General features: G+C 62.1%; 33 protein-coding genes and 1 pseudogene. 32 read left to right on the forward strand and 2 right to left on the reverse strand.

Annotation, left to right across the window (positions count from 1 at the left end; genetic code table 11):
- Positions 1–247 (reverse strand): annotated as a pseudogene (locus tag BT179_RS27035) (IS110 family transposase); the annotation flags it as partial.
- Between the two features lie 120 nt (positions 248–367).
- Entirely contained in the window at positions 368–535 is a 168-nt protein-coding gene (locus BT179_RS27040) for a hypothetical protein (protein WP_256343860.1), read from the reverse strand.
- Between the two features lie 193 nt (positions 536–728).
- Between BT179_RS27040 and BT179_RS21830 the strand changes: the two genes are divergently transcribed.
- The 32 genes from BT179_RS21830 (at position 729) to BT179_RS21985 (ending at position 25664) form a co-directional block, all read left to right on the forward strand.
- Positions 729–1463: a LexA family transcriptional regulator gene (locus BT179_RS21830; protein ID WP_072388731.1), complete on the forward strand. Its 735-nt coding sequence runs from the start codon at positions 729–731 to the stop codon at positions 1461–1463.
- Between the two features lie 468 nt (positions 1464–1931).
- Complete coding sequence (locus BT179_RS21835; RefSeq protein WP_072432258.1) at positions 1932–2114, forward strand: Com family DNA-binding transcriptional regulator; 183 nt, start codon at positions 1932–1934, stop codon at positions 2112–2114.
- Between the two features lie 20 nt (positions 2115–2134).
- Positions 2135–2779, forward strand: coding sequence for a hypothetical protein (locus tag BT179_RS21840; protein ID WP_072432259.1), 645 nt, complete (start codon positions 2135–2137; stop codon positions 2777–2779).
- An 85-nt stretch (positions 2780–2864) separates the two neighbouring features.
- Positions 2865–3293: a hypothetical protein gene (locus BT179_RS21845; RefSeq protein WP_072432260.1), complete on the forward strand. Its 429-nt coding sequence runs from the start codon at positions 2865–2867 to the stop codon at positions 3291–3293.
- 130 nt (positions 3294–3423) lie between these two features.
- A complete protein-coding gene (locus tag BT179_RS21850) occupies positions 3424–3774 on the forward strand; it encodes a phage holin family protein (protein ID WP_072387887.1) in 351 nt (116 codons plus the stop codon).
- Positions 3775–3810: 36 nt separating this feature from the next.
- A complete protein-coding gene (locus tag BT179_RS21855; RefSeq protein WP_072387885.1) occupies positions 3811–4323 on the forward strand; it encodes a hypothetical protein in 513 nt (170 codons plus the stop codon).
- 3 nt (positions 4324–4326) lie between these two features.
- Entirely contained in the window at positions 4327–4938 is a 612-nt protein-coding gene (locus BT179_RS21860) for a phage baseplate assembly protein V (RefSeq protein ID WP_072387883.1), read from the forward strand.
- A gap of 10 nt (positions 4939–4948) precedes the next feature.
- The gene (locus tag BT179_RS21865; protein ID WP_072432261.1) at positions 4949–5281 is read left to right on the forward strand and encodes a phage baseplate protein; all 333 of its coding nucleotides are present in this window, start codon (positions 4949–4951) and stop codon (positions 5279–5281) included.
- Complete coding sequence (locus BT179_RS21870) at positions 5278–6273, forward strand: baseplate J/gp47 family protein (RefSeq protein ID WP_072432262.1); 996 nt, start codon at positions 5278–5280, stop codon at positions 6271–6273. The genes BT179_RS21865 and BT179_RS21870 overlap by 4 nt, the downstream gene beginning before the upstream one ends.
- Positions 6270–6905 (forward strand): phage tail protein I, encoded by a 636-nt coding sequence (locus BT179_RS21875; protein WP_072432263.1) that lies wholly within the window; start codon positions 6270–6272, stop codon positions 6903–6905. Before BT179_RS21870 ends, BT179_RS21875 begins: the two co-directional genes overlap by 4 nt.
- Positions 6906–9056, forward strand: a complete 2151-nt coding sequence (locus BT179_RS27045) for a phage tail protein (protein WP_256343861.1) — start codon at positions 6906–6908, stop codon at positions 9054–9056.
- Positions 9050–9460: a phage tail assembly chaperone gene (locus tag BT179_RS26325; RefSeq protein ID WP_143148724.1), complete on the forward strand. Its 411-nt coding sequence runs from the start codon at positions 9050–9052 to the stop codon at positions 9458–9460. Before BT179_RS27045 ends, BT179_RS26325 begins: the two co-directional genes overlap by 7 nt.
- Positions 9461–9559: 99 nt before the next feature.
- Positions 9560–9769, forward strand: coding sequence for a hypothetical protein (locus tag BT179_RS21890; RefSeq protein WP_072432264.1), 210 nt, complete (start codon positions 9560–9562; stop codon positions 9767–9769).
- Positions 9770–9771: 2 nt separating this feature from the next.
- Positions 9772–10938, forward strand: a complete 1167-nt coding sequence (locus tag BT179_RS21895) for a phage tail sheath protein (protein ID WP_063322735.1) — start codon at positions 9772–9774, stop codon at positions 10936–10938.
- The gene (locus tag BT179_RS21900) at positions 10938–11444 is read left to right on the forward strand and encodes a phage major tail tube protein (RefSeq protein WP_072387867.1); all 507 of its coding nucleotides are present in this window, start codon (positions 10938–10940) and stop codon (positions 11442–11444) included. The genes BT179_RS21895 and BT179_RS21900 overlap by 1 nt, the downstream gene beginning before the upstream one ends.
- Before the next feature lie 152 nt (positions 11445–11596).
- Positions 11597–12181 carry a phage tail assembly protein gene (locus tag BT179_RS21905; protein WP_072432265.1) on the forward strand — a complete coding sequence of 195 codons (585 nt, stop codon included), beginning with the start codon at positions 11597–11599 and terminating at the stop codon, positions 12179–12181.
- 128 nt (positions 12182–12309) lie between these two features.
- Positions 12310–14385, forward strand: a complete 2076-nt coding sequence (locus tag BT179_RS21910; RefSeq protein ID WP_072432266.1) for a phage tail tape measure protein — start codon at positions 12310–12312, stop codon at positions 14383–14385.
- On the forward strand, positions 14385–14768 hold the full coding sequence (locus BT179_RS21915) for a phage tail protein (protein WP_072387861.1): 384 nt from the start codon (positions 14385–14387) through the stop codon (positions 14766–14768). Before BT179_RS21910 ends, BT179_RS21915 begins: the two co-directional genes overlap by 1 nt.
- Entirely contained in the window at positions 14761–14973 is a 213-nt protein-coding gene (locus tag BT179_RS21920) for a tail protein X (RefSeq protein ID WP_072432267.1), read from the forward strand. The genes BT179_RS21915 and BT179_RS21920 overlap by 8 nt, the downstream gene beginning before the upstream one ends.
- 9 nt (positions 14974–14982) lie before the next feature.
- Positions 14983–15999, forward strand: coding sequence for a contractile injection system protein, VgrG/Pvc8 family (locus tag BT179_RS21925; protein ID WP_072432268.1), 1017 nt, complete (start codon positions 14983–14985; stop codon positions 15997–15999).
- Between the two features lie 87 nt (positions 16000–16086).
- Complete coding sequence (locus tag BT179_RS21930; RefSeq protein WP_072432269.1) at positions 16087–16653, forward strand: phage tail terminator protein; 567 nt, start codon at positions 16087–16089, stop codon at positions 16651–16653.
- Positions 16650–16832: a DUF2635 domain-containing protein gene (locus BT179_RS21935; RefSeq protein ID WP_003198311.1), complete on the forward strand. Its 183-nt coding sequence runs from the start codon at positions 16650–16652 to the stop codon at positions 16830–16832. Before BT179_RS21930 ends, BT179_RS21935 begins: the two co-directional genes overlap by 4 nt.
- On the forward strand, positions 16832–18328 hold the full coding sequence (locus BT179_RS21940; RefSeq protein WP_072432270.1) for a phage tail sheath subtilisin-like domain-containing protein: 1497 nt from the start codon (positions 16832–16834) through the stop codon (positions 18326–18328). The genes BT179_RS21935 and BT179_RS21940 overlap by 1 nt, the downstream gene beginning before the upstream one ends.
- Before the next feature lie 66 nt (positions 18329–18394).
- Positions 18395–18742, forward strand: coding sequence for a phage tail tube protein (locus tag BT179_RS21945; protein WP_003198314.1), 348 nt, complete (start codon positions 18395–18397; stop codon positions 18740–18742).
- Positions 18739–19035, forward strand: coding sequence for a phage tail assembly protein (locus BT179_RS21950; RefSeq protein ID WP_072432271.1), 297 nt, complete (start codon positions 18739–18741; stop codon positions 19033–19035). Before BT179_RS21945 ends, BT179_RS21950 begins: the two co-directional genes overlap by 4 nt.
- Before the next feature lie 130 nt (positions 19036–19165).
- Positions 19166–20740, forward strand: a complete 1575-nt coding sequence (locus BT179_RS21955) for a phage tail tape measure protein (protein WP_072432272.1) — start codon at positions 19166–19168, stop codon at positions 20738–20740.
- Positions 20727–21965 (forward strand): DNA circularization protein, encoded by a 1239-nt coding sequence (locus tag BT179_RS21960; RefSeq protein WP_072432273.1) that lies wholly within the window; start codon positions 20727–20729, stop codon positions 21963–21965. Before BT179_RS21955 ends, BT179_RS21960 begins: the two co-directional genes overlap by 14 nt.
- 3 nt (positions 21966–21968) lie before the next feature.
- Positions 21969–23009 (forward strand): phage baseplate assembly protein, encoded by a 1041-nt coding sequence (locus tag BT179_RS21965; protein WP_072432274.1) that lies wholly within the window; start codon positions 21969–21971, stop codon positions 23007–23009.
- A 130-nt stretch (positions 23010–23139) separates the two neighbouring features.
- Positions 23140–23649, forward strand: a complete 510-nt coding sequence (locus BT179_RS21970; protein ID WP_072387843.1) for a phage baseplate assembly protein V — start codon at positions 23140–23142, stop codon at positions 23647–23649.
- Positions 23649–24047 carry a phage GP46 family protein gene (locus BT179_RS21975; RefSeq protein WP_072432275.1) on the forward strand — a complete coding sequence of 133 codons (399 nt, stop codon included), beginning with the start codon at positions 23649–23651 and terminating at the stop codon, positions 24045–24047. Before BT179_RS21970 ends, BT179_RS21975 begins: the two co-directional genes overlap by 1 nt.
- A complete protein-coding gene (locus BT179_RS21980) occupies positions 24037–25077 on the forward strand; it encodes a baseplate J/gp47 family protein (protein ID WP_072432276.1) in 1041 nt (346 codons plus the stop codon). Before BT179_RS21975 ends, BT179_RS21980 begins: the two co-directional genes overlap by 11 nt.
- Complete coding sequence (locus tag BT179_RS21985) at positions 25065–25664, forward strand: YmfQ family protein (protein WP_072432277.1); 600 nt, start codon at positions 25065–25067, stop codon at positions 25662–25664. Before BT179_RS21980 ends, BT179_RS21985 begins: the two co-directional genes overlap by 13 nt.
- Positions 25665–25670 lie beyond the last annotated feature (6 nt).

Below are 25670 nucleotides of genomic sequence, written 5' to 3' on the forward strand. Positions count from 1 at the left end.
ACGGCTTAACGTATTGCGGGGCAATCAGTTTTACCTCGTGGCCCAATGCCTCAACCTGTCGAGCCAGCCAGTGGGCACCGCCACACGACTCCATCACCACTGTGCAGGCCGGCAGTTGGGCCAATGTGCCGAGCAATTGGCTGCGGCTGGTTTTCTTGCGCAAAACCTGATGACCTTTGGCGTCCTGGCCGTGCAGATGGAAACTGTGTTTACCAATGTCGATGCCGAGAAGCGTCATCGTGTTCATGAGAGATCCTCCGCCGAAAACGAGAAAAGCCCTGCAAGCGTAAACCTGCAGGGCTTCTCGGTCAGGCTGACCATCTCATTAAACCCGACGCTTGGTCGGGCTTCTCTTGAAATCTGGATATTAGGTTCGTTTCGCCTCGGCTTGCATCATCAACTGATTCTGCTGCTTGATAGCTTCAATCAAAACCTCGCTGTAAACACGCTTCTTTTGGTCCGATTTTGCATTGCGAATAAAATCGGCAAAGGTGCTTTTGGCCCCTTTAGTCAAACCTAGCTTGATCGAGATCATAGGTGCGCTCCGGATGGTGGCCCGAGCGTGGCCTCTAGGTCGGCAGGGATAGGGTAGTCAATTTTATCGCCACCAGCTTTATAAAGTCGTCCCGAGTTGTCGATATGATTGAGCAATGGTTCCACATGGAAATGTGCAGATATATGCAATTCAGCATTTGTATTCCGCAAAAAGAACAAGCATCATGCGCGTTATGCAAAAACGCAACGTTTCTACCGTATTAAGAGCATTGCTCGATCAGCACGGGATCTCCCCCACGGAGCTTCACCGGCGTACCGGCGTGCCTCAGTCCACCCTCTCGCGGATCCTCAGCGGCAAGATCGTCGATCCTTCGGATAAGCATATCTCGAAGATCGCCGAGTATTTTGCCGTGAGCACCGACCAGTTGCGCGGGCGCGCCGATCTTTCGCCCGTTGGCAGCGGGCGCCGCGACGAGCCGCATTCCGAACTCAAGGACATAAGCCTGTGGGACGACGATACCCCTGTCGAAGAAGACGAGGTCTCGGTTCCCTTTCTGCGTGAGGTTGAATTGGCTGCTGGATCAGGAAGATTCGTCATCGAGGAGAGCGAGCGCTCCAGCCTGCGCTTTGGCAAGCGCAGCCTGCGCCATAACGGCGTGCAGTTCGACCAGGCCAAATGCGTGACGGTGCGCGGCAACAGCATGCTGCCAGTACTGCGCGATGGGGCCACGGTCGGGGTGAACGCAGGCAAATGCGGGATCGGCGACATTGTCGACGGCGACCTCTACGCCATCAATCACAACGGCCAGCTGCGGGTGAAACAGCTCTACCGCTTGCCTACCGGTATCCGCCTGCGCAGTTTCAATCGCGAAGAACACCCAGACGAGGACTACACCTTCCAGGAAATGCAGGATGAGCAAATCGTCATCCTCGGTCACGTCTTCTGGTGGGGCATGTACGCCCGCTAACCTCTCCACGGTCAGATAAAACCCGCCGTTGCGCGGGTTTTTTTTCGTCTCCAAAACCGCCGTAACCCCCATGCCTGCTGGATGTAGATGCATTCGTGCATTGCTTTCGCATAAATAAATGCATTTACGCATTGACTTGATATGCATACATGCATATTCTGTGTCCAAGCCGCTCGACAAAGTGGCTGGCAACAACCGCTCTTTAGTTTCACCCATAGGCAGCGATGAACCGGCCTCAACGGTTCAGAGGGTTGGCAACTGGCCCAGGTGTGCAGCGTAAAGCACCAGAAGCAGTTATCCGGCGGGCAGGGACCGCGGTCGGAGGAACAATTTGAATGGATCCGTACCGCGCCAGTCGCGCCGAAAGATCAAGCGCATTACTGAAAAGCCTGGGCAACCGGGCTTTTTGGAATGCCTGCACCGTGAGGTGCGTTCAAACACATCACCGCCGCTAATGGAGGGCTTCCGATGCTGAAGGATTTCAGATGCGGTCACTGCAAACGACTTCTGGCCTGCGTGGGCGAGAACACCGAACTCCAGATCAAATGTTCCCGGTGTGGGACGTTGAATCATGTGAAGGCCGTTGAGCCTCGAGTGAACGCCGGCGAGCGAACAGCGTGCGGAATAGACCCTGCACTCCGTGCTCAATGACATCCAGCGAGGTAAGAAAAATGAAATTGCTCAAAAAAATCCTACTGGCGACTGCGTTTCTGTCGTCCTTCGTATCCCTGAACACTTGGGCTGATACGGCCATGTCGTGGAACCTGGCCCGGGACATGTACCTGATGACCGAAGCTGCACCGGCCGGTTCGCCGTGGTCGTTCATGCAAAACAAATCGGGGGTGAATGCCTCGGCCAACTACACGCTCTTTCCTACGTTCCAGGCCGAGGTGTGTAACGGTAATCCAACGACTTGCTGGCGAGACGATGTCCCGGCTTCCTGGATCGCTATTCCCAAGAAAAGCTTCACCTTTACTGGCTCGGGCACCAGTTTCGTATTCAAACAGGGGGACGTGGTTGCGCATCCGGGCACCAACAGCCAGAGCATCTTCCGCTGGGCCAGTCCTGTCACCGGCAACATCAACGTGCTGGGTCGGGTCAACGACCTGCATAACGCCTGTGGGGATGGTATTGGCTGGTCGCTCAACCTGGGCGACACCGTGCTCCAGTCCGGGAGCCTGGCAAACGGCGGTAGCACTACGTTCATGTTGAACAACGTCGCAGTCACGCCGACGTCTTTGCTTTATCTGGTCATCGACAGGAAGGCGAACAACTCTTGCGACGCGACCAGTGTGGACATGCTGATTACTCGGTAGACGCAATAGGGGCTCCGGAGGCATCCAGTTAAAAGAGTTGTATCAACGCGCCTCAAAAAACCATTTATCTAAGGGAAGAAAACCAGTGAAAAAATTGCTCAGTGTGCTGATCGCAGCCGTCCTGGCGAGCCAGGCCCTCCACGCGTTTGCCGAAATCTCACCCGTCGGTTCCTGGCAACTCGCTTCCTACCATGTTCCGGGCGGCGGTTTTTATGCCAACCAGACGATCTGTTTCAAAGCAGACAATACCTGGTACTCGAGTTCCCAGGCCGGCTGGAAGGGCGCATGGTTCCAGAACGGGGACGATCTCCAATGGAACGGGAGTGTGCCAATGCCGGGTGCAGGGAGCGCCAACAATCTCGCAACCATTGCCATGGGCAAGTTCGTCGCTGCAGGTTCTATGTCGGGTAACTACGCGGAATGGGCCGCACCCAGTGCGCTGCCACTGCCCTGGGACAGGCACTACACCTACACCATGACTTACAAAGGCGCGACCTGCGCTGCGCCAAAGTGATTTCAATCTTCAGTGACCTGGCCAACGTTTGAACGCTGCTTCCAGTGACTCAATGGGTTGCAACGACCCATATCTCTTTCAACTTCAAACAACTTACCCGCCCAATCTTAATCACCCCAGGAAACGAGACATGACAAACGAGCAACAAGCGTTGCTGGACATGCCGATCTGGCTGGTCATCGTGCTCGCCCTGGTGGGCGGGGTGTCCGGCGAGATGTGGCGTGCCGACAAGGAAGGGGCGCGCGGTTGGTCCCTGTTACGGCGCCTGGCCTTGCGCTCCGGTGCCTGCGTGATCTGCGGTGTCTCGGCAATCATGCTGCTGTATGCCCTCGGCATGTCGATCTGGAGTGCTTGCGCCCTGGGTTGCCTGACCGCCATGGCTGGCGCCGACGTGGCCATCGGGCTGTACGAGCGCTGGGTCGCCAAGCGGATTGGTATCTGCGAAATGCCACCGCCGGATTCCCGTTCCGACCAACAGTGAGCCCGGTGCCCCAGCCCACAGCAAAGAGGCCATCCAATGCCCGTTCTCATTGAAAAACCATCGCAGTTGTTTTCCGCCATTGCCGAGACGCTGCGTACCACGTTTCCCGGCCTGAAGGTCGGGAGCCTCCAGGACTTCGACGACACCGGCGATCAGCCTTGGGTCTTGATCGCCATCGAGCGCGATGCGTCAGGCAACCGTGCCAACGACGCACGCATTGCCCATGTCCTGACGCTGTCCATGCAAGTCGTGTCGCCGGGCGCGGGGTTGGCGGCCTGCGATCTGGCCAGTGAGTTGAAACGCCTGATCGTCGACAACCGCTGGGGTCTGTCGGCCGAGCAATGCAGTCGGCCAGCGGATGTCGAGGGTATCGCGTCCGTCTTTAGCGGCGGGACCCGGTCCTATACCGCCTGGACCCTTTCATTCACTCAAACCCTGTACCTGGGTCCGACGCTGCTGGACGACCCCTCGGGTATCCCGAAATTTGCCCGTACCTGGGAAGTGTCGAACATCGACGACCCGGATCAATACACCTCACTTGAGGCCTGAACCATGTTCGATGGACTTGTACGCCTGCACCTGGGGCCGATCATCGAGCGCCTGGCCGAGGTGGAAGCCGAGCTGGAAGACCTGCATCGACGCGCCGACAGCTTCTGCCGCATCGGTGTCTGTCAGGAAGTGGATGCGGCCAGCAACACGTGTCGGGTCAGCCATGGGGATCTGTTGACCCCGGCGATCCGGTTCTTCAACCCGAGTGCCGGTGCCCAGAGCGAATCGCGGATCCCCTCGATTGGCGAGCAGTGCCTGCTATTGAACCACGGTGGTGGCGATGGCGGCGGTCAGTCGGTGGCGTTGTTCGGTCTCAATGGCGGTCAGTTTCCGCCCGTCTCGACACAGGCCTCGCTGACGCGTCGGCTCTATCAGGACGGCACGGAGAGCGGCTACGACCATACCAGCCATGTCCTGCACTGGAACAACGGCCCCACCGCATTCGCCGGTTCCCGTGAATCCCTGGAACTGAGCATCGGTCCGGCGCGGCTGGCGATGAGCCCAGAGACGATAGAACTGCAACTGGGCGCCGTCGGCATTCGGCTCGACGCCTCCGGTGTGCACCTGAGCGGCCCGTTGGTGGATCACCAGGGACGCGTCATCAGTACCGCATAAAGAGCTTCCCATGATCGGAATCGATAGAAACACCGGCGTGACGGTGGACGACTGGCTGCAGTTCGTGCAGCGCGCCACCCGGGCGTTGACCACGCCTCTGGGCACGCGTCAGAAGCGCCCCTTGTACGGCTGCGCACTGACGCAACTGCTGGGACAGAACCTCGGCGACGATCTGCTGATCCTGGCCCAGAGCCACGCGGCCCAGGCGTTCTACAACCCGCACAACGGCATCGGTGACTTCGAACCGCAAGTCATCGTGGCCAGCCGGCATGGTGCCGGGCTGCTGCTGCGCTTCGCCGGCATCTGGAAAAACCGCAAACAGACTTTCGAGGTGGTGACATGAGCATGTTGATCCCCGGCCAGAATCAGTTGGCCGAACCTGCCATCGTGACCGTCGAAGCGTTCGAGGATCTGCTCGCAGAATTCAAGACCTTCGTGGTGGAGTACGTTGCCGCACGCTCTCCCACCAGCGCGGCGAAGCTGGTGGACAGTCTTGAAAACGAAAGCGAACTGCTGACCCTGGCGCTTGAGGCGTTCTGCGTACGGCTGCAAACCCACGAACGCAAGTACAACGCCCGCATCAAGCAGATGTTGGCGTGGTGGGCCACGGGCACCAACCTCGACGCTCGTCTCGCGGACATGGGCCTTGAGCGTCAGTTGCTTGACCCAGGCGACCCGGCAGCGTTCCCGCCCATCCCCCCGGTCTACGAGAGCGATGACGATGCGCGGTTGCGCTACTACCTGGCGCCCCATGCGCCAGCGGCCGGCTCGCGCATGCAGTATCGGCGGGAGATTTTTACCTTGGGTGAACGGCCAGTGGTGAAGGTGGACAGTGCGGCTGGCGGTGTCGTGAACGTGACCTACACATTCGATCCGGACGGTCTCGCCGCGCAGGTCAAGGACGGCAACGGACGCCGGACAGCCCTGGGTGAAGTCACCGTGACGGTGTTGTCCCGGGAGGGTGATGGCACGCCGTCCGAAGCGCTGCTGGACGGTGTTCGCCGGCACTTCGCCCGGCCTGACGTACGACCGGAAACCGATCTGGTCATCGTGCAGGCCGCGCAGATCAAGCCTTACAACATCCGCGTCGTGGCGAAGATCAATGCCGGCCCGGATTCAGGCTTGACCCAGGTTGCCGCAGAACGGCAATTGCGGGACTACGCCGAGGCGTGTCATCGACTGGAAGGTCGGGTGGACCCGAGCTGGATCGACTACACGCTGCACAGCGCCGGCGCGGTCCAGCTCGAGATTCTCGAACCGCTGGAGCCGATCGTGACCACGGCTTTCCAGGCACCGTATTGCACGGGCGTCGAGGTCGAGGTGCAAACGCTATGAGTGACGACACACCTCGCCCGAGTCTGTTGCCGGCCAACAGTTCACCCTTGGAAAGGGCACTGGACCTGGGGTTCGCTCGGCTGCTCGAACGCATCGATCCGCCGTTTCCCGAGCTGATGAACCCGGCCGCCACGCCGTTGGCGTTCCTGCCGTATCTCGCGGCGGATCGTGGGGTCAACGAGTGGAGCTCCACGGCTCCCGAAGCTGAAAAGCGCCTGACCGTTGAACTCGCCTGGCCCACCGCCCGGCAGGCCGGGACGCGAAAGGCGCTGGAAAATGCTGCCAAGGGTTTGCAACTGATGCCTGAAGTGCGCGCCTGGTATGAGCAAACACCCCCTGGCCCGCCCTACAGTTTTTCCGTCAGGGCATTTACCGAGCAGCCCTACAGCGAAGAAATCGACACCCGTCTCGACCGTCGCCTGGCGGATGCCAAAAGCGAACGCGACACCTTGAAGGTGTCTGTCGGCTTGAGTGCATTCGGCCGTCACGTCATCGGCGCCGCCACGCTGTGCGGCGAACTGACCACGGTTTATCCGATCGTCATCGAAGGACTGGAAGCCTCGGGCCAGGCTTTCATGGCCGCCGGGCTCTACAGCGTCGAAACCTCCACTATTTATCCACAGGGGTCCTAAATGGCCGACTACTACACCCTACTCACCGATGCGGGGATCGCCTACGAAACCGCCTGCAAGGCGGCGGGCACACCCATCAAGCTGTCGCAGATTTCCGTCGGTGATGGCGGCGGAGCGGAATACAACCCGGCCGCAACGGCGACCGCGCTCAAGCGCGAAGTCTGGCGTGGGCCGCTCAATGCGCTGTTCCAGGATGAAAGCAATCCGAGCTGGTTGCTGGCCGAGGTCACCATCCCGTCCGATGTGGGTGGCTGGTATGTGCGTGAGGCCGGGATCTGGACCGATACCGGCATCCTCTATGCGATTGTCAAATATCCAGAGTCGTTCAAGCCGGTGTTGGCGACGTCTGGTTCGGGCAAAGAGTTCTACATTCGGTCGATTTTCGAGACCAGCAATGCTGAGCTGGTGACGTTGTTGATTGACGATACGATCGTCAAGGCTACGCGGGCCTGGGTGGCCGGCTATGTGGCCGAGGAACTCGCCAAACTCGACAGGAAGCAGTCGGTGCGGGTGGCGACGACGGCTAACATTGTTTTGAGTGGGGCTCAGACGATTGATGGTGTTGCGGTGGTTGCTGGGGATCGGGTGCTTGTTAAAGCCCAGACCTTGGCGAAAGACAACGGTATTTATATCGTTGCCAATGGGATGTGGGGTCGGGCAAAGGATGCCGACGCGAGTGTCGAAGTCACCTCGGGGTTGATTGTCTCGGTTGAGGAAGGGACGACGCTTGCCAATACGATCTGGCAGTTGATTACTGACGGTGTGATCGTGCTGGGTACCACGGCGTTGACGTTTCAGAACGTGACGCAGGGTTTTGCGCCACTTAACTCCCCAGCCTTGATTGGGGCGCCTACGGCCCCTACGGTGTCGGGGAGCGACAACAGTACCAAGATCGCTACTTCGGCAGCGGTTCGCTCCATCATGGCGCAGTTTGGTTTTGGTTCTGCCGCGTACAGCTATACCGGGGACATCGATGCCATCACATTGAACGGCGTCTACATGGTGACTACTAGTACCACGGGAACTAAGCCCATGAGCCCTGGAGCCACGACGGTTATCCCTAACGGTACGATTTTCCATATGGAACGTGGTAGTTCCAACATGGCGACGCAGTGGTGGGACTCCTTGGTGAGTAGCACCATTCCGATTACCTGTATGCGTACTCGCAATTCTGCTGGGGTATGGACGGCCTGGGCCCAGGTTTGGGGCGCGCTCAATACGCCAAAGCAGGCGAATCCACTCGATCTGACGCCGGGCGCAATGCTTGCCCCTGGCGCGTTCGGAATTGGCCGGGCAATCGTCGGTACCGCCCTGGATTTGAATGACTACACGGTACCGGGTGATTACCTGACAGCCACGGCAGGTCAGCTTAACCTGCCACCCGGTTGGAGCCCTACCCGGCGTTACGGCCTCAAGGTTTCCGGTCTTTCCAATGCTGGCGAGCGTCTGACACAAATGCTGATCGGGGGCATGTCGGGCGATGAGGTCGGCATGGCAATTCGCGCACGGCGTGAGGATGGACAGTGGAAAGACTGGGAGGAAATCACCACCGGTCGACACGGCCCATTCAAGGCAACTCAGACTTACAAGGCCGCCGGGGTGTTTACCTGGGCGGTGCCAGCTGGCGTCAAGAAGGTCTGGGTCACCGTATTCGGCGGCGGTGGCGGTGGCGGACGCTTCTCCCATGGCGGTGGCGGTGGAGGTGGCGGCGGGATTGCCGAAGGATTGGTAGACCTGACCGGCGTTTCCTCTGTCACGGTTACTGTCGGCGCTGGTGGGGCTGGCTGGGCTGGAAGTGATGGCGACGGAGCGCCTGGCAATGCATCGTCTTTCGGCAGTTTCATGAGTGCCACGGGCGGCGCCGGTGCGTCGAAGTGGTATGGCGGCCTAGCAGGCCTTGGATCAGGTGGAGATATCAATACCACCCTGGGCCCGGGTGGACACGCCACTCGCCACGATAATGGTGTGGCTCCTTCGACTTCCATATACGGCGGCGGACATGGCGCCGGCGGCCGGGGTTACGGCGCTGGGGCGGGTTCGATTGGCCAGGCCGGTACGTCCAGTACGCTTGTCGGCAGTGGCGGGGGCGGCGGCAATGAAAACGGCAACGGCGGCAATGGGTCGCCCGGCCAAGTAGTTATCAGATGGTGATCAACATGTGGGCATTGATACAAGACAGCGTTGTGCATGAGGTGACGGAGGTCGATCCCGCAGGACGCTTCCACCCGGATTTGATGTGGAAACCATGCAGCGAAGAAGTCAGACACGGATGGCGGTACGACGGGGAGGTATTTGTCGAGCCGGTGAGGGAGGGCGATTCTCTGGCCGCCCGCGAGCGAGCCTGGCGCGACGCGGAGATGCACGCCAGCGAGTGGCTCGTGACACGTCATCGAGATGAGCAGGACTTGAAACAGGAGACTACCCTGACGTCTGCTCAGTTTTCCGAATTGCTTACCTATCGGCAGGCCCTCCGGGATTGGCCGCAGTCGCCGAGTTTTCCCGACCGCCAATACCGCCCCGTCGTGCTGCCCTGGCTCGCCAGTCAAACCCAATAAATCGCCCCGCACCACGGGGCGTTTTTTTGACCGGCAAATTTCAACAACACTCAACAGCCCCTGCCTCAAGGGGCTTTTTCGTATCTGGAGAACCCCAAAATGGCACCACGCCAAACCTACACCGTACTCCTCCCATTCCCCACCGGCGGCGGCCACTGGTCGACCACCGGCCAGGAACTCGACCTGCTCGACGTCGAGGCCAACGCCTTGCGCAGTGCCGGTCGCCTGGAGCTGAAAAAAAACGAGGCCGGCGAATCGGTCTCCGCATCCACCCCGGCCAAAAAGGCCGCCACCAAGAAGGCTGAATAACTATGGCTGAGGTTTTGAACTTCGAGCACAACGGCATTACTGTCAATGCCACTGAATCTCCCGAGGCCATGGGTGGCCTGGGTGACAACGTCATCGGGCTGGTCGGCACCGCGCCGAACGCCAACCCGCTGATTCCGAAAAACACCCCGTTCCGTATCAACAGCTTCACCACCCAAGCTCAGTTGGACCCGACCGGTGCGGAGGCGGGCACGCTGTTCCATGCCGTCTACCAGATCCTCAAAGTGGTCAAGGTGCCGGTGTACGTGGTCATCGTCGAAGAGGGCGCCACGCTGGCCGACACGCAGAACAACGTGATCGGCGGTATCGAGGCGCAGACCGGGCGCAAGTTGGGCCTGGCGGCGTTGAGCGGGGTGGCCGAGGACCTGACCATCATCGGCGCGCCAGGCTTTACCGGCACCAAGGCCGTGGCCAGCGAGTTCGCTTCGTTCGGCAAGCGCATCAAGGCGCGTGTGGTGCTCGACGGCAAGGACGCCTCGGTCGCCGATCAAGTGACCTACAGCCAGGAACTGGGCGGCGCGGACCTGGGTTTCGACCGTTGCCTGGTGGTGCACAACATGCCGGCGGTGTACTCCAAGGCTGCGAAGAAAAACGTTTTCCTGGCCCCGTCGAGCCTGGCCATCGCTGCCCTCGCCAAGGTCAAGCAATGGGAGAGCCCGGGTAACCAGGTGACCTATGCCGAAGACGTTTCGCGCACCGTCGAATACAACATCCTCGACACCTCTACCGAGGGCGATCTGCTCAACCGCTACGGCGTCAGCTACTACGCCCGGACCATCCTCGGCGGCTTCTCGCTGCTGGGCAACCGTTCCATCACCGGCAAGTTCATCAGCTACGTCGGCCTGGAAGATGCCATCAGCCGCAAGCTGGTGAAGGCCGGCCAGAAGGCCATGGCCAAGAACCTGACCAAGTCCTTCATGGACCAGGAGGTCAAGCGCATCAACGACTGGCTGCAAACCCTGGTGGCCGATGAAACCATTCCGGGCGGCAGCGTGTACCTGCATCCGGAACTGAACAGCGTCGAGAAGTACAAGAACGGCACCTGGTACGTGGTCATCGACTACGGCCGCTACGCGCCGAACGAACACATGATTTATCAACTCAACGCCCGCGATGAAATCATCGAGCAGTTCCTGGAGGACGTTCTCTAATGTTTACCAACCGCGTAAGACAGGCCATCGCGGCCACCCTGCAAGGCCTGCCGTTGTCGGCGACCGTCGAGGAATTCACCCCGCCGAAGATCGAATTCGAAATGGAGTCGATGACTGGCGGTCGCTTCATCGCCGAGGAAATGGCCAAGAGCGGCAAGGCGCTGACGGCCAAGTTGTCGCTGCAAGGCGTCGGCCCGCAAATCATGCTGGCATTGGGTGTGAGCGTAGGGGACGACATTCTGCTGAACGTGCGCGAGGCCGGTCAGGACCAGGACGGCAACACCTGGTTCACCTATCACACCGTGGGCGGCAAGTTGAAATCCCTCGAGGAAACCGCCCTGAAGATGAACGAGAAGCCCAGGACCAATCTGGAGCTGTCCTGCCGCACGTACAACCGCCTGGAAAACGGCGTTCCGGTGATCGACATCGACGTGCGCACCCAGAAGTTCGTGCTCAACGGCGTCGACATCCTCGGCGATGCTCGCCGTGCGGTGTTGCTGCCTTAAACGGATGCCCGTCAGTTGCACCCAATCCCTGTGGCAGCGAGCCTGCTCGCGATAGCGGTGTGTCAGCCAACATCGATGCTGACTAGCCCGACGTCATCGCGAGCAAGCTCGCTCCCACAGGGTGTCCTCTGATTCACCAAGGAACTGATTCCATGTCCTGGACGCCTCCCGTTCATGTCTTGCTGTCGCCGATCACCGGTGACGACGGTTCGCAGATCGAGCAGCTTCAACTCAAACCCTTGTTCTATGCCGCGCAAAAAGAGGCCCTGGCCCGTGCCGGCGATGACGAGGACGATCAATTCTTCGAACTGGCCAAACTGGCCACCGGCCTTTCGGTCAAGGAGCTGGACCAGCTCAAACGCCCGGACTACGTGAGCATTGCGCAGTACGTGCACGAGATGTCGACCCGTCCGGCGTCGTACTTCTTGGGGCAAGTCGCTGACGCTCAAACAGCGCCCGCCGACCCCGACCAAGTGCAACTGCTGCAACCGCTCAACGTCGCTGGCCGCAGCCTGATCTCGCTGACCCTGGAAATGCCCGTGCTGCGAGCGACCAAGGTGATGAAAAAACTGAAGACGGCCAAGGAGCGCGCCGAGTTCATCACCGCCCATTGCACCGGGCTGATGATTCCCGACCTGGACCTGTTGACCGTGCCTGACTGGACTCAGCTTCAGGTGCGCATCGACGATTTTTTAAACAAACCGGCGGACTTCTTTCGGAGCGCGACATCGAAGTGATCCTCGATGTGGTGCCGCTCATTTACTCGGTAAGTGAGGCGGAAATCCTGGAGTGGGACGCCGGCAAGGCCTTGCGCCGCTACGACATCGCGATCGCTCGCCTTGGCGTGAAACAGGAGTAAAGCGCGATGGCAGACAGTAAATATTCGCTCTCCTTTGCGGCGAGCGTCGATATGCCGACACTCGGCAGTGTGGCTGATGGGTCGGGGCTGACTCTGGCGTTGAGCACCGCCAGCCTCGACATCCGGCTGCTGGTATCGGAGCAAGTGAAGCTGCGCGAGACCCTGGCAACGCTGAACACCACGCTCTTGGGGCAACAGTTGCTCAAGGTGAATGCAGCAGCGCCAGCGGCGAATGCGGAGCCGAAGTCGAAACTCAGGGCCGAGGTCGATCAGCTGGCGCCCCCCGACGTCCTCAAGCCTGCCATGGCGATGCAAACGGCCATGGTCGACCTGAACCAGAAGTTGCGGCTGTCGCCGGAACAACTGCAGGTGATGGCCAACGAAAACCAGAAGATCGCCGGCGAAAAGCAAACCGCATCCAGCGGGGCGACCGCTGTGCAGCTGGCACAGATCCAGCTGGCGGCGGTCAATGCGGGGCTGGTCAAGAACGTCAAGCCCGAAGACCGCCAGCAAGTGCTGACGGATTTCGCCCGCGACAGTGCGGTGATGGCGTCGGCCTACAAAATCGAGCTGAAGGACGCCGGCGCGCTTATGGCTGGCTTGCGCACTTCATTGAACCTGGATCGAGGGAAGAGTCTCGAATTGGGCAACGCGGCCAACCGTCTTGGCGCCAGTGCCAGTTTGCAGACCTCGGCGGCGGACATCGGCTCGGTTGCCCAGGGCGGTGGCAAGGCCGGCATCGAAGCGGGCATGACGCCCGAGCAGATCGCCGCCATCGCGGCCGCGCTGTTGAACGCCTCTGTCGGCAAGGACGAAGCGAGCGCCTCGCTGAAAATCCTGGGAACCGCGTTGGGCAAGGGCGACAAGGTCACGCCGGAACAGCGAACGGCCTGGGCTCGATTGGACATCGAACCGGGGGCACTGGCCAGCAGGCTGCGCACGGATGCACCGGGTGCGATCAAGGATGTTCTGGCGACGCTGCAAAGCAAGCCTGCCGAGCAGCAGGCCTCATTGCTCAAGACGCTGTTCGATGGCGACGAGGGCATCGGCAAGTTGCTGAAGTCGCCCGAGGACTTGAAAACCGCGCTCACCGTGGCATCCGATAAGGGCGAAGGTGACAAGGGGTCGATGGCCCAGACCGCCGATACCCGGGGAAACACCTCGCAAGCACGCTGGAATGCACTGGATGCCAGCGTGACCCGTCTCGATACGGCGATCGGCAGCGCTGTCACGCCCATCACCGATCTGGCGATGCTTGGCGTGGACGCGCTGGCGACGGGGTTGAGTGTCGCGGCCGAGTCGCTGCCGAAAATCACTGCGGCGTTGGCCTTGTTCGGCGCGGCGCTCGCATCACCGTTTCGCGGCGCCATTGTGGACAAAGTGACGTCGGGTGTCGCCTCTACCCGCGAGGCATTGCTGAAGCCCGATGCGGCGATCCAGCCAGCGGCAAGCGATACGTCCGGAACTCAAGCCAAGGACGGCGGGCAGAAGCAACCGGGCGCAGGAACAGCCGAGACTTCCCGTCCTGATATGCGCAGCCGGCTGGGGATCTCCGCCGTTCGAGCGAGAACTTTCACCGGCAGGCTGGGCGCCCCCCTGGTGCTGGCCAGCGCTGGCTATGACGGCGTCAAGGCCCTGCAAGCCGGTGATTACAAGGCGGCTTCGGGGGCGGCCGGAGCCGGTCTTGGCGGGCTAGCGGGCGGATATGCCGGTGCCGCCACCGGCGCGATGCTCGGCAGTTTCGTTCCGGTGATCGGCACCGCGATCGGTGCGTTGGTCGGCGGTGCGCTGGGTTCCTATTTGGGCAGCAAGGGCGGCGAATCCCTGGGGGAGGCTATCTACACCGGGGCTGATCGCCTCAAGTCGCCGGACCAAGTCAACAAAGACCTGGTCAGCACCATGATTAGCCCCCAACAAAACACCATGACCGCGAACATCTACATCAACGGCCAGGACCAGGCCAGTGCCAGCCAGTTGGCGAACCTGGTCGTGCAGCAGCTTGCCGGCCAGTTCGCCCTGACAACCGTGCCCAACTCACTGGCCATGCGCAGTGACGCGGCCCTGACCGACGGAGGTCGCTGATGCGTCAACAAATGGCATTGGGCAGTTTCATCTTCGGCCTGTCCCGCAACTTTGCCTACCACAGCCTGCTGCGCACCTCGGACGGTGGCTGGAAAAGCATCGACATTCTTACCAGCAAACCCAAGTCCAGCCAGACCGGCCAAGGCCCGCAAGGGCTGACGATCACGGGCAAGTCGATGTACGCCACCGCCATGGATCGCCTCGATGAGTTGCGAGCGTTGCAGGCGCAGCGTGTGCCATTGCCGCTGGTGGACGGCATCGGCCGCAACTGGGGCCTCTGGCAGATCAACAAGGTGACGGAAACCCAGACCGAGATCATCGATGACGGCACCGCGATGGTGGTGGGGTGGGTGATCGAATTGACGGAGTTCGCCAATGCGTAGGGTTCGAAGCATCGCCGGTGATTCGGTGAATCTGTTGCTGTATCGAGAGCTGGAGCGTTGTGACGATCTGGTCGAAGCGGCGTTCTGGCTGCTCAATCCGGAACTGGCGGAATGGGGCCCGGTATTACCAGCGGGCGTAGGGGTGGTCTTGCCGGAAGTGGACCTCAAGCCCGTGGCAATCCCACCGGTTTCGGCCTGGGATTAAGGAGGCGGCATGTCATTGGGTTTCACGCCTGCGGTGGAAATTTATGGTGCGAACGCCGCGCTGCTCAACGATCGATTGCTCAATTGGACCCACGTCGACGCGGCGGGATTCGAATCCGATCAACTGACGCTCACCATCAGTCTGGATGGGCTTGAAGGGTTGCCCAGCCTGGGCGGGAAAATCGGCCTGCGGGTCGGCTACCTGGAGTCGGGGCTGGTGGACAAGGGCGAGTTCGTCATTACCCGGCGCACGCCGACGCTGTTCCCGTTGCGCCTGACATTGGTGGCCATGGCCGCGCCGTTCAGTGCGGCGGACCAGACCGGATTCAAACAGCGCCGCTCCGTCAGCCATGGCCCGACGACCTTGGGCGCGCTGTTTCGTCAACTGACCTCCAGGCACGGCTTTTCTGCGCGCGTGGCGCCGGACTTGTCGCTGATCAAGATCGAACACATCGACCAGTCCAACGAAACCGACATGGGTTTCCTGACGCGCCTGGCCCACCGTTACGACGCGGTCGCCAAGCCGGTCAACGAGTTGTATGTACTGGCGCGGCGCGGTCAGGCGAAGTCGTTGTCGGGCAAGGTCCTGCCCGAGTTACAACTGTCGGTGACGACGAACAATCGACCCGGCGACCATGCCTTCATTTCGGCCAGGCTGGATGAAACCGCCCGAGCGAAGTACCAGGGCTGCAAGACCAGTTGGTGGGATGCGGCAGCTGGCAAGCTGCGGGTCGAGGAGAGTGGCATCGCCCCGTTCAAGACCCTGCGCCAGCGCTTCCAGAGCGCAGACGATGCCCGCGCCGCCGGTGAAGGAGAGGTGCGTCGGATGCTGCGCGAAGCCCTCAAGGTGGCGATCGAATGCCCGGGCAATCCGGCCTTGTCCGCCGAAGGCATCGTGCTGCTGGATCCTTCCTGGCCGGATTTCATGCGTGGTCGCTGGTCGATCGACAAGGTCACCGCCAGCGGCGACCGGGAAAAAAGCTATCGCTGCTTGATTAACGCGACCTGCCTGGATGCCAAGGCCTGACCCCCGTTCTGCAAACACAGCAGAACCCAGTAGGAGCGAGCTTGCTCGCGATATCACGCAGCACTTTCCAACACCTGGAGTTCCTCCATGAAGATCACTCCGATCCTCACGCAACTGCGTGAGCAATGCCCAACCGTGGCCAATCGAGTGGCCGCCGGTATCGACCTTGGCACATTGCAGCCTCCCTGCGCCTACGTAGCGCCGATCAACGATCTGGCCAGCGCAAACACGGCGCAGAACGCCACCCGGCAAGCGATCCGCGACCGCTTCGAAGTGACCTTGGCTCTCGATTCCACCGACGTGACAACAGCACTGGATCAATTGCACGACCTGCGTGCCGAACTGTGGCGCGCGCTGGTGGGGTTCAAACCCGCTGGCGACTACACCGGCATCGAGTACGACGGCGGTGAGCTGGTTTCCCTCAACAGCAGCCGTGTGGTGTACCGGCTGCGCTTTCTCAGCGAGTTCCAGCTGGGTCGCAACTTGATGAGCCAGCCTGCCGAAAGCTGGCACGAGCGTGAACTGGACGGCTTGTCGTCCTACACCGGGGCCACCGTACGGGTCGATGCCATCGACCCGGCGGACCCCAACCTGAAACGTCCCGGCCCTGACGGGCGCGTGGAACTGACTTTCTCTGGAGACGTAACCCCATGAGCAAACGCATCACCGTGCTGCCGGCCCCGGGCCGTGCCGTACCGGACCCGGAAGCGGGCGATCTGTTGCCCCTCGAGGGCCGTGAAGTGCCGGACAACGCCTGGTGGCGTCGACGTCTGGCCGATGGCGATATCACTACCAAAGCCGTGAAAGCGGCCAAACCACAGGGAGCCAAATGATGGCGATCGGATTCAGCAATATTCCCGCGGACATTCGTGTGCCGCTGTTCTACGCCGAAATGGACAACTCGGCCGCCAATAGCGCGTCATCGGCCATGCGCCGGTTGATCGTCGCCCAGGTCAACGACAGTGTCGCCCCGGCCGATGTCGGCAAACTGGTACTGGTGTCCAGCGTCGCGCTGGCCAAGAACATCGGCGGGCAAGGCTCGATGCTTGCCTCGATGTACGAAACCTGGCGCAAGACCGACCCGCTCGGTGAGATCTGGTGCCTGCCGCTGCACAACGTCGAAGGCGCCGTCGCCAAAGGCGTGCTGACTTTCACCGGCACCGCGACTGAAAGCGGTGTGCTCAACCTGTACGTTGGCGGTGTGCGCGTGCAGGCCGCCATCGTCAACGGCGCCACTGCCGCCCAGGCCGCCACGGCGTTGGCCTTGAAAATCAACGCCGCCGCCGACCTGCCGGTGAGCGCTGCGGCCGCCGAAGGCGTCGTGACCCTCAGCGCCAAATGGACCGGCGACAGCGGCAATGACATCAGCCTGCAATTCAATCGCCTGGGCAAGAGCAACGGCGAAGACACCCCGGCGGGGCTGACCACCGCCGTCACCGCCATGACCGGCGGCACCGGTATGCCGGACCAGACCGCGGCCGTTGCAGCCTTGGGCGACGAGCCATTCGAATTCATCGCCATGCCCTGGTCGGACGTGGCCAGCCTCGACACCTGGCAAGCGGTGATGGACGACAGCACTGGCCGCTGGTCCTGGGCCAAGCAATTGTTCGGTCATGTCTACAGTGCCAAGCGCGGCACCCTGGGTGCCCTGGTGGCGGCCGGTCAGGCGCGCAACGACCAGCACATGACGATCCAGGCCCTGGAGCCGGGCGTACCACAACCGTTCTGGGTCCAGGCCGCCGCATTGGCCGCCCGCACCGCGGTGTTCATCTCGGCGGATGCCAGCCGCCCGACCCAGAGCGGCAGCCTGCCGGGCCTGGATCCGGCACCGGCCAGCGAACGCTTCACCCTGACCGAACGCCAGTCGCTGCTCAACTACGGCATCGCCACGGCGTACTACGAAGGTGGCTACGTGCGCATCCAGCGTTCCATCACCACGTATCAGAAGAATGCCTTCGGCCAGGCCGACAACTCCTACCTGGACAGCGAAACCATGCACCAGTCGGCGTTCATCGTGCGCCGCCTGCAAAGCGTGATCACCAGCAAGTACGGTCGCCACAAACTGGCCTCCGACGGCACCCGTTTCGGCGCCGGCCAGCCCATCGTGACCCCGAGCACCATCCGCGGCGAACTGATCGCGCAATACGCCAAGCTCGAACTGGTAGGCCACGTGGAAAATGCCGAGCTGTTCGCCGAGCACCTGATCGTCGAGCGCGACACCCAGGACCCGAGCCGGGTCAACGTGCTGTTCCCGCCGGATTACATCAACGGCCTGCGGGTGTTCGCGTTGCTCAACCAGTTCCGCCTGCAGTACGACGACGCGGCCTGATCGTTCCGTTCGAACATCTGAATCCAGCCCACCGCGCGTGGGCTTTTTATTGCAAGGAGAAACACCATGGGTCAACTGATTGCGGGCACCTGCTACGTCAAAGTGGACGGCGCTCAACTGACCATCAATGGCGGCTGCGAAGCGCCCCTGATGTTCACCAAACGCGAAACCGTCGTACCGGGTTTCTACAAGGAAACCGACATCGCCCCGTCCTTCAAGGTGACGGCCCTGCACACCGCGGACTTCCCGCTCAAGCAACTGGTGGCCGGCACCGACATGACCGTTACCTGTGAATTCAACAACGGCAAGGTCTACGTGCTGGCCGGCGCCTACCTGGTGGAGGAGCCGGTGTCCAAGGGCGACGACGCCACCATCGAACTGAAATTCGAAGGCATCAAGGGGACCTGGCAATGACCGATGTCGTGACGTTGCGCGTGGCCATCGAGGCCCACGGCGAGTCGCTGAACGAACTGACCTTGCGCCGTCCGACGGTGCAGGAGGTCCGGGCGATCAAGGCGCTGCCGTACAAGATCGACAAGAGCGAGGAGGTGAGCCTGGACATGGACGTCGCGGCCAAATACATCGCGGTGTGCGCCGGCATCCCGCCGTCGTCGGTCAACCAGTTGGACCTGGCTGACCTCAATGCCCTGAGCTGGGCCGTCGCGAGTTTTTTCATGAGTGCGGCGTCGCAGCCATCGGCGACCTGATCGCCGCCGCCTATGACCTGGCCTGGTTCTGGAAGGTTGACCCCGAACAGATGATGGCCAGGCCACTGGACGTGCTCCGCGAATCACTGGAGCACGCGCAACGGATCAATGCGATGCAGCAGGTGCAGTGATGGCAGACACACAAAACGTAGAGAAAAGAGCGGTGCTGCTGACCGGCATCGATGAGCTGTCACCCAAGCTCGCCGGCCTTCGTGCGAAGGTTGCGAGTTTCAAGCAGAACCTCGACGCCACGGGCCTGGGCAGCCTGGATATTTCCAGCCTGCTGCCCAGCGGCGGCCTGGCCCAGCCCTTTATGGACGGGCTCAAGTCGGCCCTGGCCTTCAAGGACGAAGCGGGTGCAGCGAGCGCGGCGGCCAGCGCCGTCCAGGCCCCTGAAGCGCCCCGCATGGCGGCACAGAGCCTGGATGGATTGAAGACTTCCATCAGCAATGTGTCGGTGCAGTTCGGCTCGGCCCTGGGGCCTGCGGTCAACGCGGTGGCGCTCAGTTTGCAGCCCATGGTCAGCGGCGTGGCCCAAGTACTGCAGGACAACCCGCAACTGGTACAGGGCCTGGCGAATGGCGTCGTGGCGTTCAACGCGATCCAGATGGCGGTCAGCGGCGCGAGCCAGGCGTTCGAAGTGGTGAACCTGGCCTTGAAGATGAACCCCATCGGCTTGATTGCCATGGGCATCGCCTTGGCGGCAGGGATGATCATCGCCCACTGGACGCCGATTTCAGCGTTCTTCGCCGGGCTCTGGCAGAGGCTCGCGCCGATCGTCCTGCCGATGGTCGAGTTCTTCAAGACGATGTTCGCCTTTACCCCGATGGGGCAGGTGATCAGCAACTGGGGACCGATCAGCAGCTTTTTTGGTGCCCTCTGGAATGTGATCGTGGCGGCGGCAACGCCGGTCATCGGTTTCATGCAGACGCTGTTCGCCTGGTCACCCTTGGGCTTGATCGTTGCCAATTGGACGCCCCTGACCGGGTTGTTCGCGGCGATCTGGGACCTGCTCAAGGCCTTGACCGTGCCGGTGATGGACGCCTTGAAAGGGCTGTTCGACTGGACGCCGTTGGGGCTGATCATGGCCAACTGGGGCACGATCGGTGAAGTCTTCGCCGGGATCTGGGAAGGCGTGCGCAACCAGGTGTCGATCATGCTGGCGGTTTTCAGCGGTCTGTTCGACTGGTCACCCATCGAGGGCCTCGTCAAGCAGTGGGGGCCGGTGGGCGAGTGGTTCAGCCAGTGGTGGAACGAGTTGCAGGCGGTGATTGCGCCGATCAAGGCGTTTTTCAACGGCGGCTTCGGCGAGATGATCACTTCGTTCACCGCTAAGGTCGAGGGATTGACCGAGGCGCAGCGCGCCACCAACGCCGAAGGCAAAGGTGAGCTGGCGCCGGCGTTTTTTGGCGGGGCCAGCGAGCAGTCTCCGGGCCTGTCGTCCAGCCTGGCGCCAGCGTCCACCAACATTCCAGCGAAAATCCCGCTGGCGCCGGGTACGTTGCCACACACCTCCAGCGCCCTGGTGCAACAAAGCGCCGCCAATAACCGCACGCAACTCGAAGGCGGCCTGACCGTGCGCTTCGAAAACGCACCGGCCGGGCTGCGCGCCGATCCGCCCCGGACCAATCAACCGGCCCTGGCGGTGAGTTCGCGCATCGGCTATCGCTCACTTTCCACAGGAGGCTCCAATGAGCTGGCGTGATCGTTTGTTGCCGGCGTCGTTTCGTGGCGTCGGGTTCTGGGTCGATCAGGCGAAAACCCCGGTCGGCCACAAGGGCCAGTTGCATGAGTATCCCCAGCGGGACCAGCCGTTTTTCGAAGGGCTGGGTCAGCAGGCAAGAATTCATGAGCTGACGGCGTTCATCGTCGGTCCCGATTGCCTGGAGCAGCGCGACAGGCTGCTCAAGGCGCTGGAGCAGGGCAGCGGCGAACTGGTGCATCCGTGGCTGGGGCGCCTGCAGGTCAAGGTCGGTGAATGTGACATGACCCAGACCCGCCAGGACGGCGGGCTGGTGACCTTCGCCCTGAAGTTCTACCCTGACCAGCCGCTGCAGTTCCCCTCGGCCGCGATCAACAGCCAGAAACTGCTGCTGGTATCGGCCGACAGCCTGCTGGGCTCGGCGGTGCGGCGCTTCGAGCAAGCCATGACGTTGATCAAGGCGGCCCGGATCGGCATCGCGGACCTGCGCAACAGCCTCAAGGAGGTGTACGGCGTCATCGAGCAGGAACTCAAGCCGTTGATCGAGACCTATCGGCAACTCAGCGATCTGGTCAAGGCGGTCAAGGAGTTGCCCAGGGAAGTGGCGGCCGAGTTCAAGGGACTGCTGGGAGATATTCGCGAGTTGAAGGACTTTGCCCGGGACGGCTATCGCGGCGTGATAGCCAGCGTGTCGCAACAGGTGCAAGCCATTCGCCAGGCGGATGCGCCCAAGCTCACCACCGGCAAGGACACCATGGCGGCGGCCCAGGCCGTGGCCGATCTGGTGCAGGACACGCTCCTGGTACAGGCGGCGCAATGGATTGCGGCGATGCCTGTGGCTGCGCCCGCGGTGAAACTGGGCGCCACCCCATCGGTGGCGCAGCAGGCCGTGCAGCCGGTCCAGCGCCGGGACGTGCCGGTGGCCGACGATGTGCTGGCCCTGCGCGATGCCCTCAACGACGCCATTTGGCAGGCGTCCCTCAAGGCCGATCCGGATCACTACCAGGCGTTGAACCATCTGCGCCAGCAAATGGCGGCACACCTGACGGCGGTGGCCTCGTCGGGCGTCAGGCTGATCAGCCTGTCGTTCAAGCAGAGCCTGCCGGCGCTGGTGGTGGCCTACCAGCAGTTCGCCGATGCCACCCGGGTGACCGAAGTGACCCAGCGCAACGGCGTGGCCCATCCGGGTTTCCTGCCGCCCAATGACCTGAAAGTCGCGGGGGAGTGAGCCATGAACGAGCTCGACAATGCGGTCACGCTCACCGTCGGCGGTCTGGATTACGGCGGCTGGAAAAGCGTGGAAATCAGTGCGGACCTGGAGCGGCAGTTTCGCACGTTCAAACTCGACATCACCTGGCAATGGCCGGGACAGACCCAAGCGGTACCCATTCGCCCCGGTGATGAATGCCAGGTGCGCATCGGCTCCGACCTGGTGCTCAGCGGTCATGTGTTCAAGGCGCCAGTGAGCTACGACGGGCGCCAGATCAGCCTGAGCATCGAGGGCGGCTCCAAGACCCAGGACCTGGTGGATTGCGCGGCGATCAACCGCCCCAGCCAATGGCGCGGGCAAACGGTGCTGAGCATCGTCCAGGCCCTGGCGTCGCAGTATGGGGTGGGGGTGGTCAGCGAAATCCCCGAGACCGCTCGGTTGAGCACCCACAGCATCGTGCCCGGGGAAACCGTTTTCCAGTCCATCGACCGCTTGCTGACGTTGTTCCGGGTGTTCTCCACCGATGACGCCCAAGGGCGCGTGCTGCTGGCCAGACCCGGCAGCGGCGGACGCGCCAGTGATGTGCTGGAGCTGGGCAAGAACATTCTTTCTGGCAATGCACCAATGGACTACAGCCAGGTGTTTTCCGAATACCGGGTCATAGGCCAGCACAAGGGGAACGACCAGCAGAGTGGAACGGCGGTCAGCGAAGTGGTCGGCACCGCCACCGACCTGAGTTTCAAGCGAAAGCGGGTGACGGTGATCAGCGAGAGCGCCCAATTGACCTTCGAGTTGGCCCAGCAAAGGGCCGACTGGGAAAGCGCCATCCGCACCGGTCGCGCCCTGACCACCACCTACCGCGTGCAGGGCTGGCGCCAGGCCAATGGCGACTTGTGGCGGCACAACACCTTGGTACGGGTGATCGACCCGGTGCTGGGGTTCGATGGCGACATGCTGGTTTCCAAGGTGACGTATTCGTTGTCGAACCAGGGCTCCGTCACCACCCTGCAAGTCGCGCCGCCTCATACCTTCGACGCCAACCCGGTGCCGCCAAAACCCTGAGCCCCACGCCGATGCCTGCGCCCCACACGTCCCCTGTGGGAGCGAGCCTGCTCGCGATGGCGGCAGTGCAGCCTACAGAGATGTTGATCCGAACACCGCGTTCAAGTCCCCGATTCTCAAGGAAATCTCAATGAGCCTACTGACCCGTCTCCTGGCGCGCGGCACTGTCGTGCTCGCCAATTCGGCCACCAAGCTGCAGTCGCTGCAAATGCGCCTTACCGCCGGCGAAGTGAACGATGACATGGAACACTTCGAGCCCTATGGCTTCACCAGCAACCCGCTGGCCGGTGCCGAGGGCATTGCCACGTTCCTGGGGGGCGACCGTTCCCATGCCGTGGTCCTGGTGGTCGCCGATCGCCGCTTCCGTCTCCAGGCTCTGGCCCCCGGCGAAGTGGCGCTCTACACCGACGAAGGCGACAAGCTGCACTTCAAGCGCGGTCGTGTCATCGACATCGAGACGGCAACCCTGAACATCCGCGCCAGCAGCGCGGTGAACATCGACAGCCCGGTCATCAACCACACCGGCAGGATCGTTTCCCAAGGCGACCAGATCGCCGGCGGCATCAGCCAGATCAAACATGTGCATGTCGGCGTACAGGCCGGCAACGGCCAGACCGGCGCGCCGGCGGGAGGCCAATGATGTTCATCAGCCAGAACCTGCACGCCGCGCTGACCCGCTCGGTGTTGATCAGCCTGTTCACCTGGCGTCGTGCCGCTGACGACGATGCCGTCGATGATGACGAACGTTTCGGCTGGTGGGGCGACACTTTTCCCACCGTTGCAGACGACCGCATCGGCTCGCGGCTGTGGCTGTTGCGCCGGGTCAAGCTGACCCGCCAGACCCAGCTCGATGCCGAGTTCTATGCCCGTGAAGCCTTGCAATGGCTGATCGATGACGGCCACTGCCGCGCCATCGACATCATCAGCGAACGCCTCGACGCCCAGCGCCTGAACCTGCGCACGGTCCTGACCCTGGCCGACGGCGAGCGACTGGACATCAACCCCGATAACAGTTGGCAGGTGACCTATGCCGTTTGAAACCCCTTCGCTGCCGGTGCTGATCAAGCGCGCCCAAAGCGACCTGGCCAGCGATTCGCTGCGCCAGTCCGATGCTCAGGTTCTGGCCCGCACCCTCGGCGGCGCGGCCTACGGCCTGTACGGCTACCTGGACTGGATCGCCGAGCAGATCCTGCCGGATAAAGCCGACGAATCCACCCTGGAGCGCATCGCCGCCCTGCGCCTGAACCAGGCGCGCAAAGCGGCCCAGGCGGCCAGCGGCAGTGTCAGTTTCACGGCCACCGCGGGAGCGGTGCTGGATGTCGACACGCTGCTGCAATCCACCGATGGCCGCACCTACAAGGTGACGGCCGCCCGTACCGCCAGCAATGGCATGAACACCACCACCGTCGCCGCACTGGAGGCCGGCAGCCTGGGCAATGCCGATGCCGGCCTGGTCCTTGCGCCGGTCCAGCCGATCCTCGGTATCGGCAGAGATTTCACCGTCCTGTCACCGGGGCTGAGCGGTGGTGTCGCCCGGGAAAGCCTCGAGTCCCTGCGGGCACGGGTGATCCGTTCCTACCGCATCATTCCCCATGGCGGTTCGGCGCAGGATTATGAAACCTGGGCCCTGGAATGCCCCGGCATTACCCGCGCCTGGTGCCGGGGCAGTTACCTGGGGCCTGGTACCGTCGGCCTGTTCGTGATGCGCGACGACGATCTACAGCCGATCCCCAATGCCGAGCAACTGGAGGAAGTCCGAGCCTACATCGAACCGCTGCGCCCGGTGACTGCCGAAGTGCACGTGCTGGCCCCGACGCAGGTACCGGTGACCTACCGGCTGCGCATCACCCCGGACACCAGCGTGGTTCGCGCGGCGATCGAAGCTCAACTGCGCGACCTGCATAACCGCGAAGCCGGTCTCGGCGAGACGCTGTTACTCACCCATATCGCCGAAGCCATCAGCAGCGCCAACGGCGAAACCGACCACAAGCTGACCGCGCCCAGCGCCGATGTGACCGCTGCCAGCAATCAACTGCTGACCTTCGGGGGGTGCGTATGGCTGGAATAAGAAGCGCCGAGCAGTACCAGACCCAATTGCGCAGCCTGCTCCCCAGCGGCCCCGCATGGGACCCGGAGCGGGTGCCGGAGCTGGAGCAGGTGTTGGAAGGCATCGCCCAGGAACTGGCGCGCCTCGACGCCCGCGCCGCTGACCTGCTGCATGAAATGGACCCGGCGGGTGTGAGCGAACTGGTGCCGGATTGGGAGCGGGTGATGAACCTGCCCGACCCCTGCCTGGGTGCCTCGCCTCTGTATGACGATCGCCGCCTGGCGGTACGCCGACGCTTGTTGGCGGTGGGCAGCCAGGCCATTGCGTACTACGTGGAAATCGCCAGGAGCCAGGGTTACCCCAACGCCACCATCACCGAGCACAAGGCGCCCCGCATGGGCCGCGCCCGGTTCGGCGAAGACCACTTCGGCACCTGGCAGGCCCAATTCATGTGGACCCTCAACACCGGCGGCCGCCTGCTGCTGGGGCGGCGTTTTGGTGCGAGCTATTGGGGGGAGCGGTTTGGGGTCAATCCGGGGTCGGCCCTGGAGTGCCTGATTCATCGCAGCGCTCCGGCGCATACGAAGGTTCACATCAATTATGACTAGGAAATA

It is taken from the genome of Pseudomonas sp. NFACC43 (assembly GCF_900119645.1).
Classification (GTDB): domain Bacteria; phylum Pseudomonadota; class Gammaproteobacteria; order Pseudomonadales; family Pseudomonadaceae; genus Aquipseudomonas.

What these genes read in the sequence shown, in the direction of transcription:
- BT179_RS27040 (WP_256343860.1), bottom strand. Translation starts at nt 535, where the DNA reads ATGATCTCGATCAAGCTAGGTTTGACTAAAGGGGCCAAAAGCACCTTT.
- BT179_RS21830 (WP_072388731.1), top strand. Translation starts at nt 729, where the DNA reads ATGCAAAAACGCAACGTTTCTACCGTATTAAGAGCATTGCTCGATCAG.
- BT179_RS21835 (WP_072432258.1), top strand. Translation starts at nt 1,932, where the DNA reads ATGCTGAAGGATTTCAGATGCGGTCACTGCAAACGACTTCTGGCCTGC.
- BT179_RS21840 (WP_072432259.1), top strand. Translation starts at nt 2,135, where the DNA reads ATGAAATTGCTCAAAAAAATCCTACTGGCGACTGCGTTTCTGTCGTCC.
- BT179_RS21850 (WP_072387887.1), top strand. Translation starts at nt 3,424, where the DNA reads ATGACAAACGAGCAACAAGCGTTGCTGGACATGCCGATCTGGCTGGTC.
- BT179_RS21855 (WP_072387885.1), top strand. Translation starts at nt 3,811, where the DNA reads ATGCCCGTTCTCATTGAAAAACCATCGCAGTTGTTTTCCGCCATTGCC.
- BT179_RS21860 (WP_072387883.1), top strand. Translation starts at nt 4,327, where the DNA reads ATGTTCGATGGACTTGTACGCCTGCACCTGGGGCCGATCATCGAGCGC.
- BT179_RS21865 (WP_072432261.1), top strand. Translation starts at nt 4,949, where the DNA reads ATGATCGGAATCGATAGAAACACCGGCGTGACGGTGGACGACTGGCTG.
- BT179_RS21870 (WP_072432262.1), top strand. Translation starts at nt 5,278, where the DNA reads ATGAGCATGTTGATCCCCGGCCAGAATCAGTTGGCCGAACCTGCCATC.
- BT179_RS21875 (WP_072432263.1), top strand. Translation starts at nt 6,270, where the DNA reads ATGAGTGACGACACACCTCGCCCGAGTCTGTTGCCGGCCAACAGTTCA.
- BT179_RS27045 (WP_256343861.1), top strand. Translation starts at nt 6,906, where the DNA reads ATGGCCGACTACTACACCCTACTCACCGATGCGGGGATCGCCTACGAA.
- BT179_RS26325 (WP_143148724.1), top strand. Translation starts at nt 9,050, where the DNA reads ATGGTGATCAACATGTGGGCATTGATACAAGACAGCGTTGTGCATGAG.
- BT179_RS21890 (WP_072432264.1), top strand. Translation starts at nt 9,560, where the DNA reads ATGGCACCACGCCAAACCTACACCGTACTCCTCCCATTCCCCACCGGC.
- BT179_RS21895 (WP_063322735.1), top strand. Translation starts at nt 9,772, where the DNA reads ATGGCTGAGGTTTTGAACTTCGAGCACAACGGCATTACTGTCAATGCC.
- BT179_RS21900 (WP_072387867.1), top strand. Translation starts at nt 10,938, where the DNA reads ATGTTTACCAACCGCGTAAGACAGGCCATCGCGGCCACCCTGCAAGGC.
- BT179_RS21905 (WP_072432265.1), top strand. Translation starts at nt 11,597, where the DNA reads ATGTCCTGGACGCCTCCCGTTCATGTCTTGCTGTCGCCGATCACCGGT.
- BT179_RS21910 (WP_072432266.1), top strand. Translation starts at nt 12,310, where the DNA reads ATGGCAGACAGTAAATATTCGCTCTCCTTTGCGGCGAGCGTCGATATG.
- BT179_RS21915 (WP_072387861.1), top strand. Translation starts at nt 14,385, where the DNA reads ATGCGTCAACAAATGGCATTGGGCAGTTTCATCTTCGGCCTGTCCCGC.
- BT179_RS21920 (WP_072432267.1), top strand. Translation starts at nt 14,761, where the DNA reads ATGCGTAGGGTTCGAAGCATCGCCGGTGATTCGGTGAATCTGTTGCTG.
- BT179_RS21925 (WP_072432268.1), top strand. Translation starts at nt 14,983, where the DNA reads ATGTCATTGGGTTTCACGCCTGCGGTGGAAATTTATGGTGCGAACGCC.
- BT179_RS21930 (WP_072432269.1), top strand. Translation starts at nt 16,087, where the DNA reads ATGAAGATCACTCCGATCCTCACGCAACTGCGTGAGCAATGCCCAACC.
- BT179_RS21935 (WP_003198311.1), top strand. Translation starts at nt 16,650, where the DNA reads ATGAGCAAACGCATCACCGTGCTGCCGGCCCCGGGCCGTGCCGTACCG.
- BT179_RS21940 (WP_072432270.1), top strand. Translation starts at nt 16,832, where the DNA reads ATGGCGATCGGATTCAGCAATATTCCCGCGGACATTCGTGTGCCGCTG.
- BT179_RS21945 (WP_003198314.1), top strand. Translation starts at nt 18,395, where the DNA reads ATGGGTCAACTGATTGCGGGCACCTGCTACGTCAAAGTGGACGGCGCT.
- BT179_RS21950 (WP_072432271.1), top strand. Translation starts at nt 18,739, where the DNA reads ATGACCGATGTCGTGACGTTGCGCGTGGCCATCGAGGCCCACGGCGAG.
- BT179_RS21955 (WP_072432272.1), top strand. Translation starts at nt 19,166, where the DNA reads ATGGCAGACACACAAAACGTAGAGAAAAGAGCGGTGCTGCTGACCGGC.
- BT179_RS21960 (WP_072432273.1), top strand. Translation starts at nt 20,727, where the DNA reads ATGAGCTGGCGTGATCGTTTGTTGCCGGCGTCGTTTCGTGGCGTCGGG.
- BT179_RS21965 (WP_072432274.1), top strand. Translation starts at nt 21,969, where the DNA reads ATGAACGAGCTCGACAATGCGGTCACGCTCACCGTCGGCGGTCTGGAT.
- BT179_RS21970 (WP_072387843.1), top strand. Translation starts at nt 23,140, where the DNA reads ATGAGCCTACTGACCCGTCTCCTGGCGCGCGGCACTGTCGTGCTCGCC.
- BT179_RS21975 (WP_072432275.1), top strand. Translation starts at nt 23,649, where the DNA reads ATGTTCATCAGCCAGAACCTGCACGCCGCGCTGACCCGCTCGGTGTTG.
- BT179_RS21980 (WP_072432276.1), top strand. Translation starts at nt 24,037, where the DNA reads ATGCCGTTTGAAACCCCTTCGCTGCCGGTGCTGATCAAGCGCGCCCAA.
- BT179_RS21985 (WP_072432277.1), top strand. Translation starts at nt 25,065, where the DNA reads ATGGCTGGAATAAGAAGCGCCGAGCAGTACCAGACCCAATTGCGCAGC.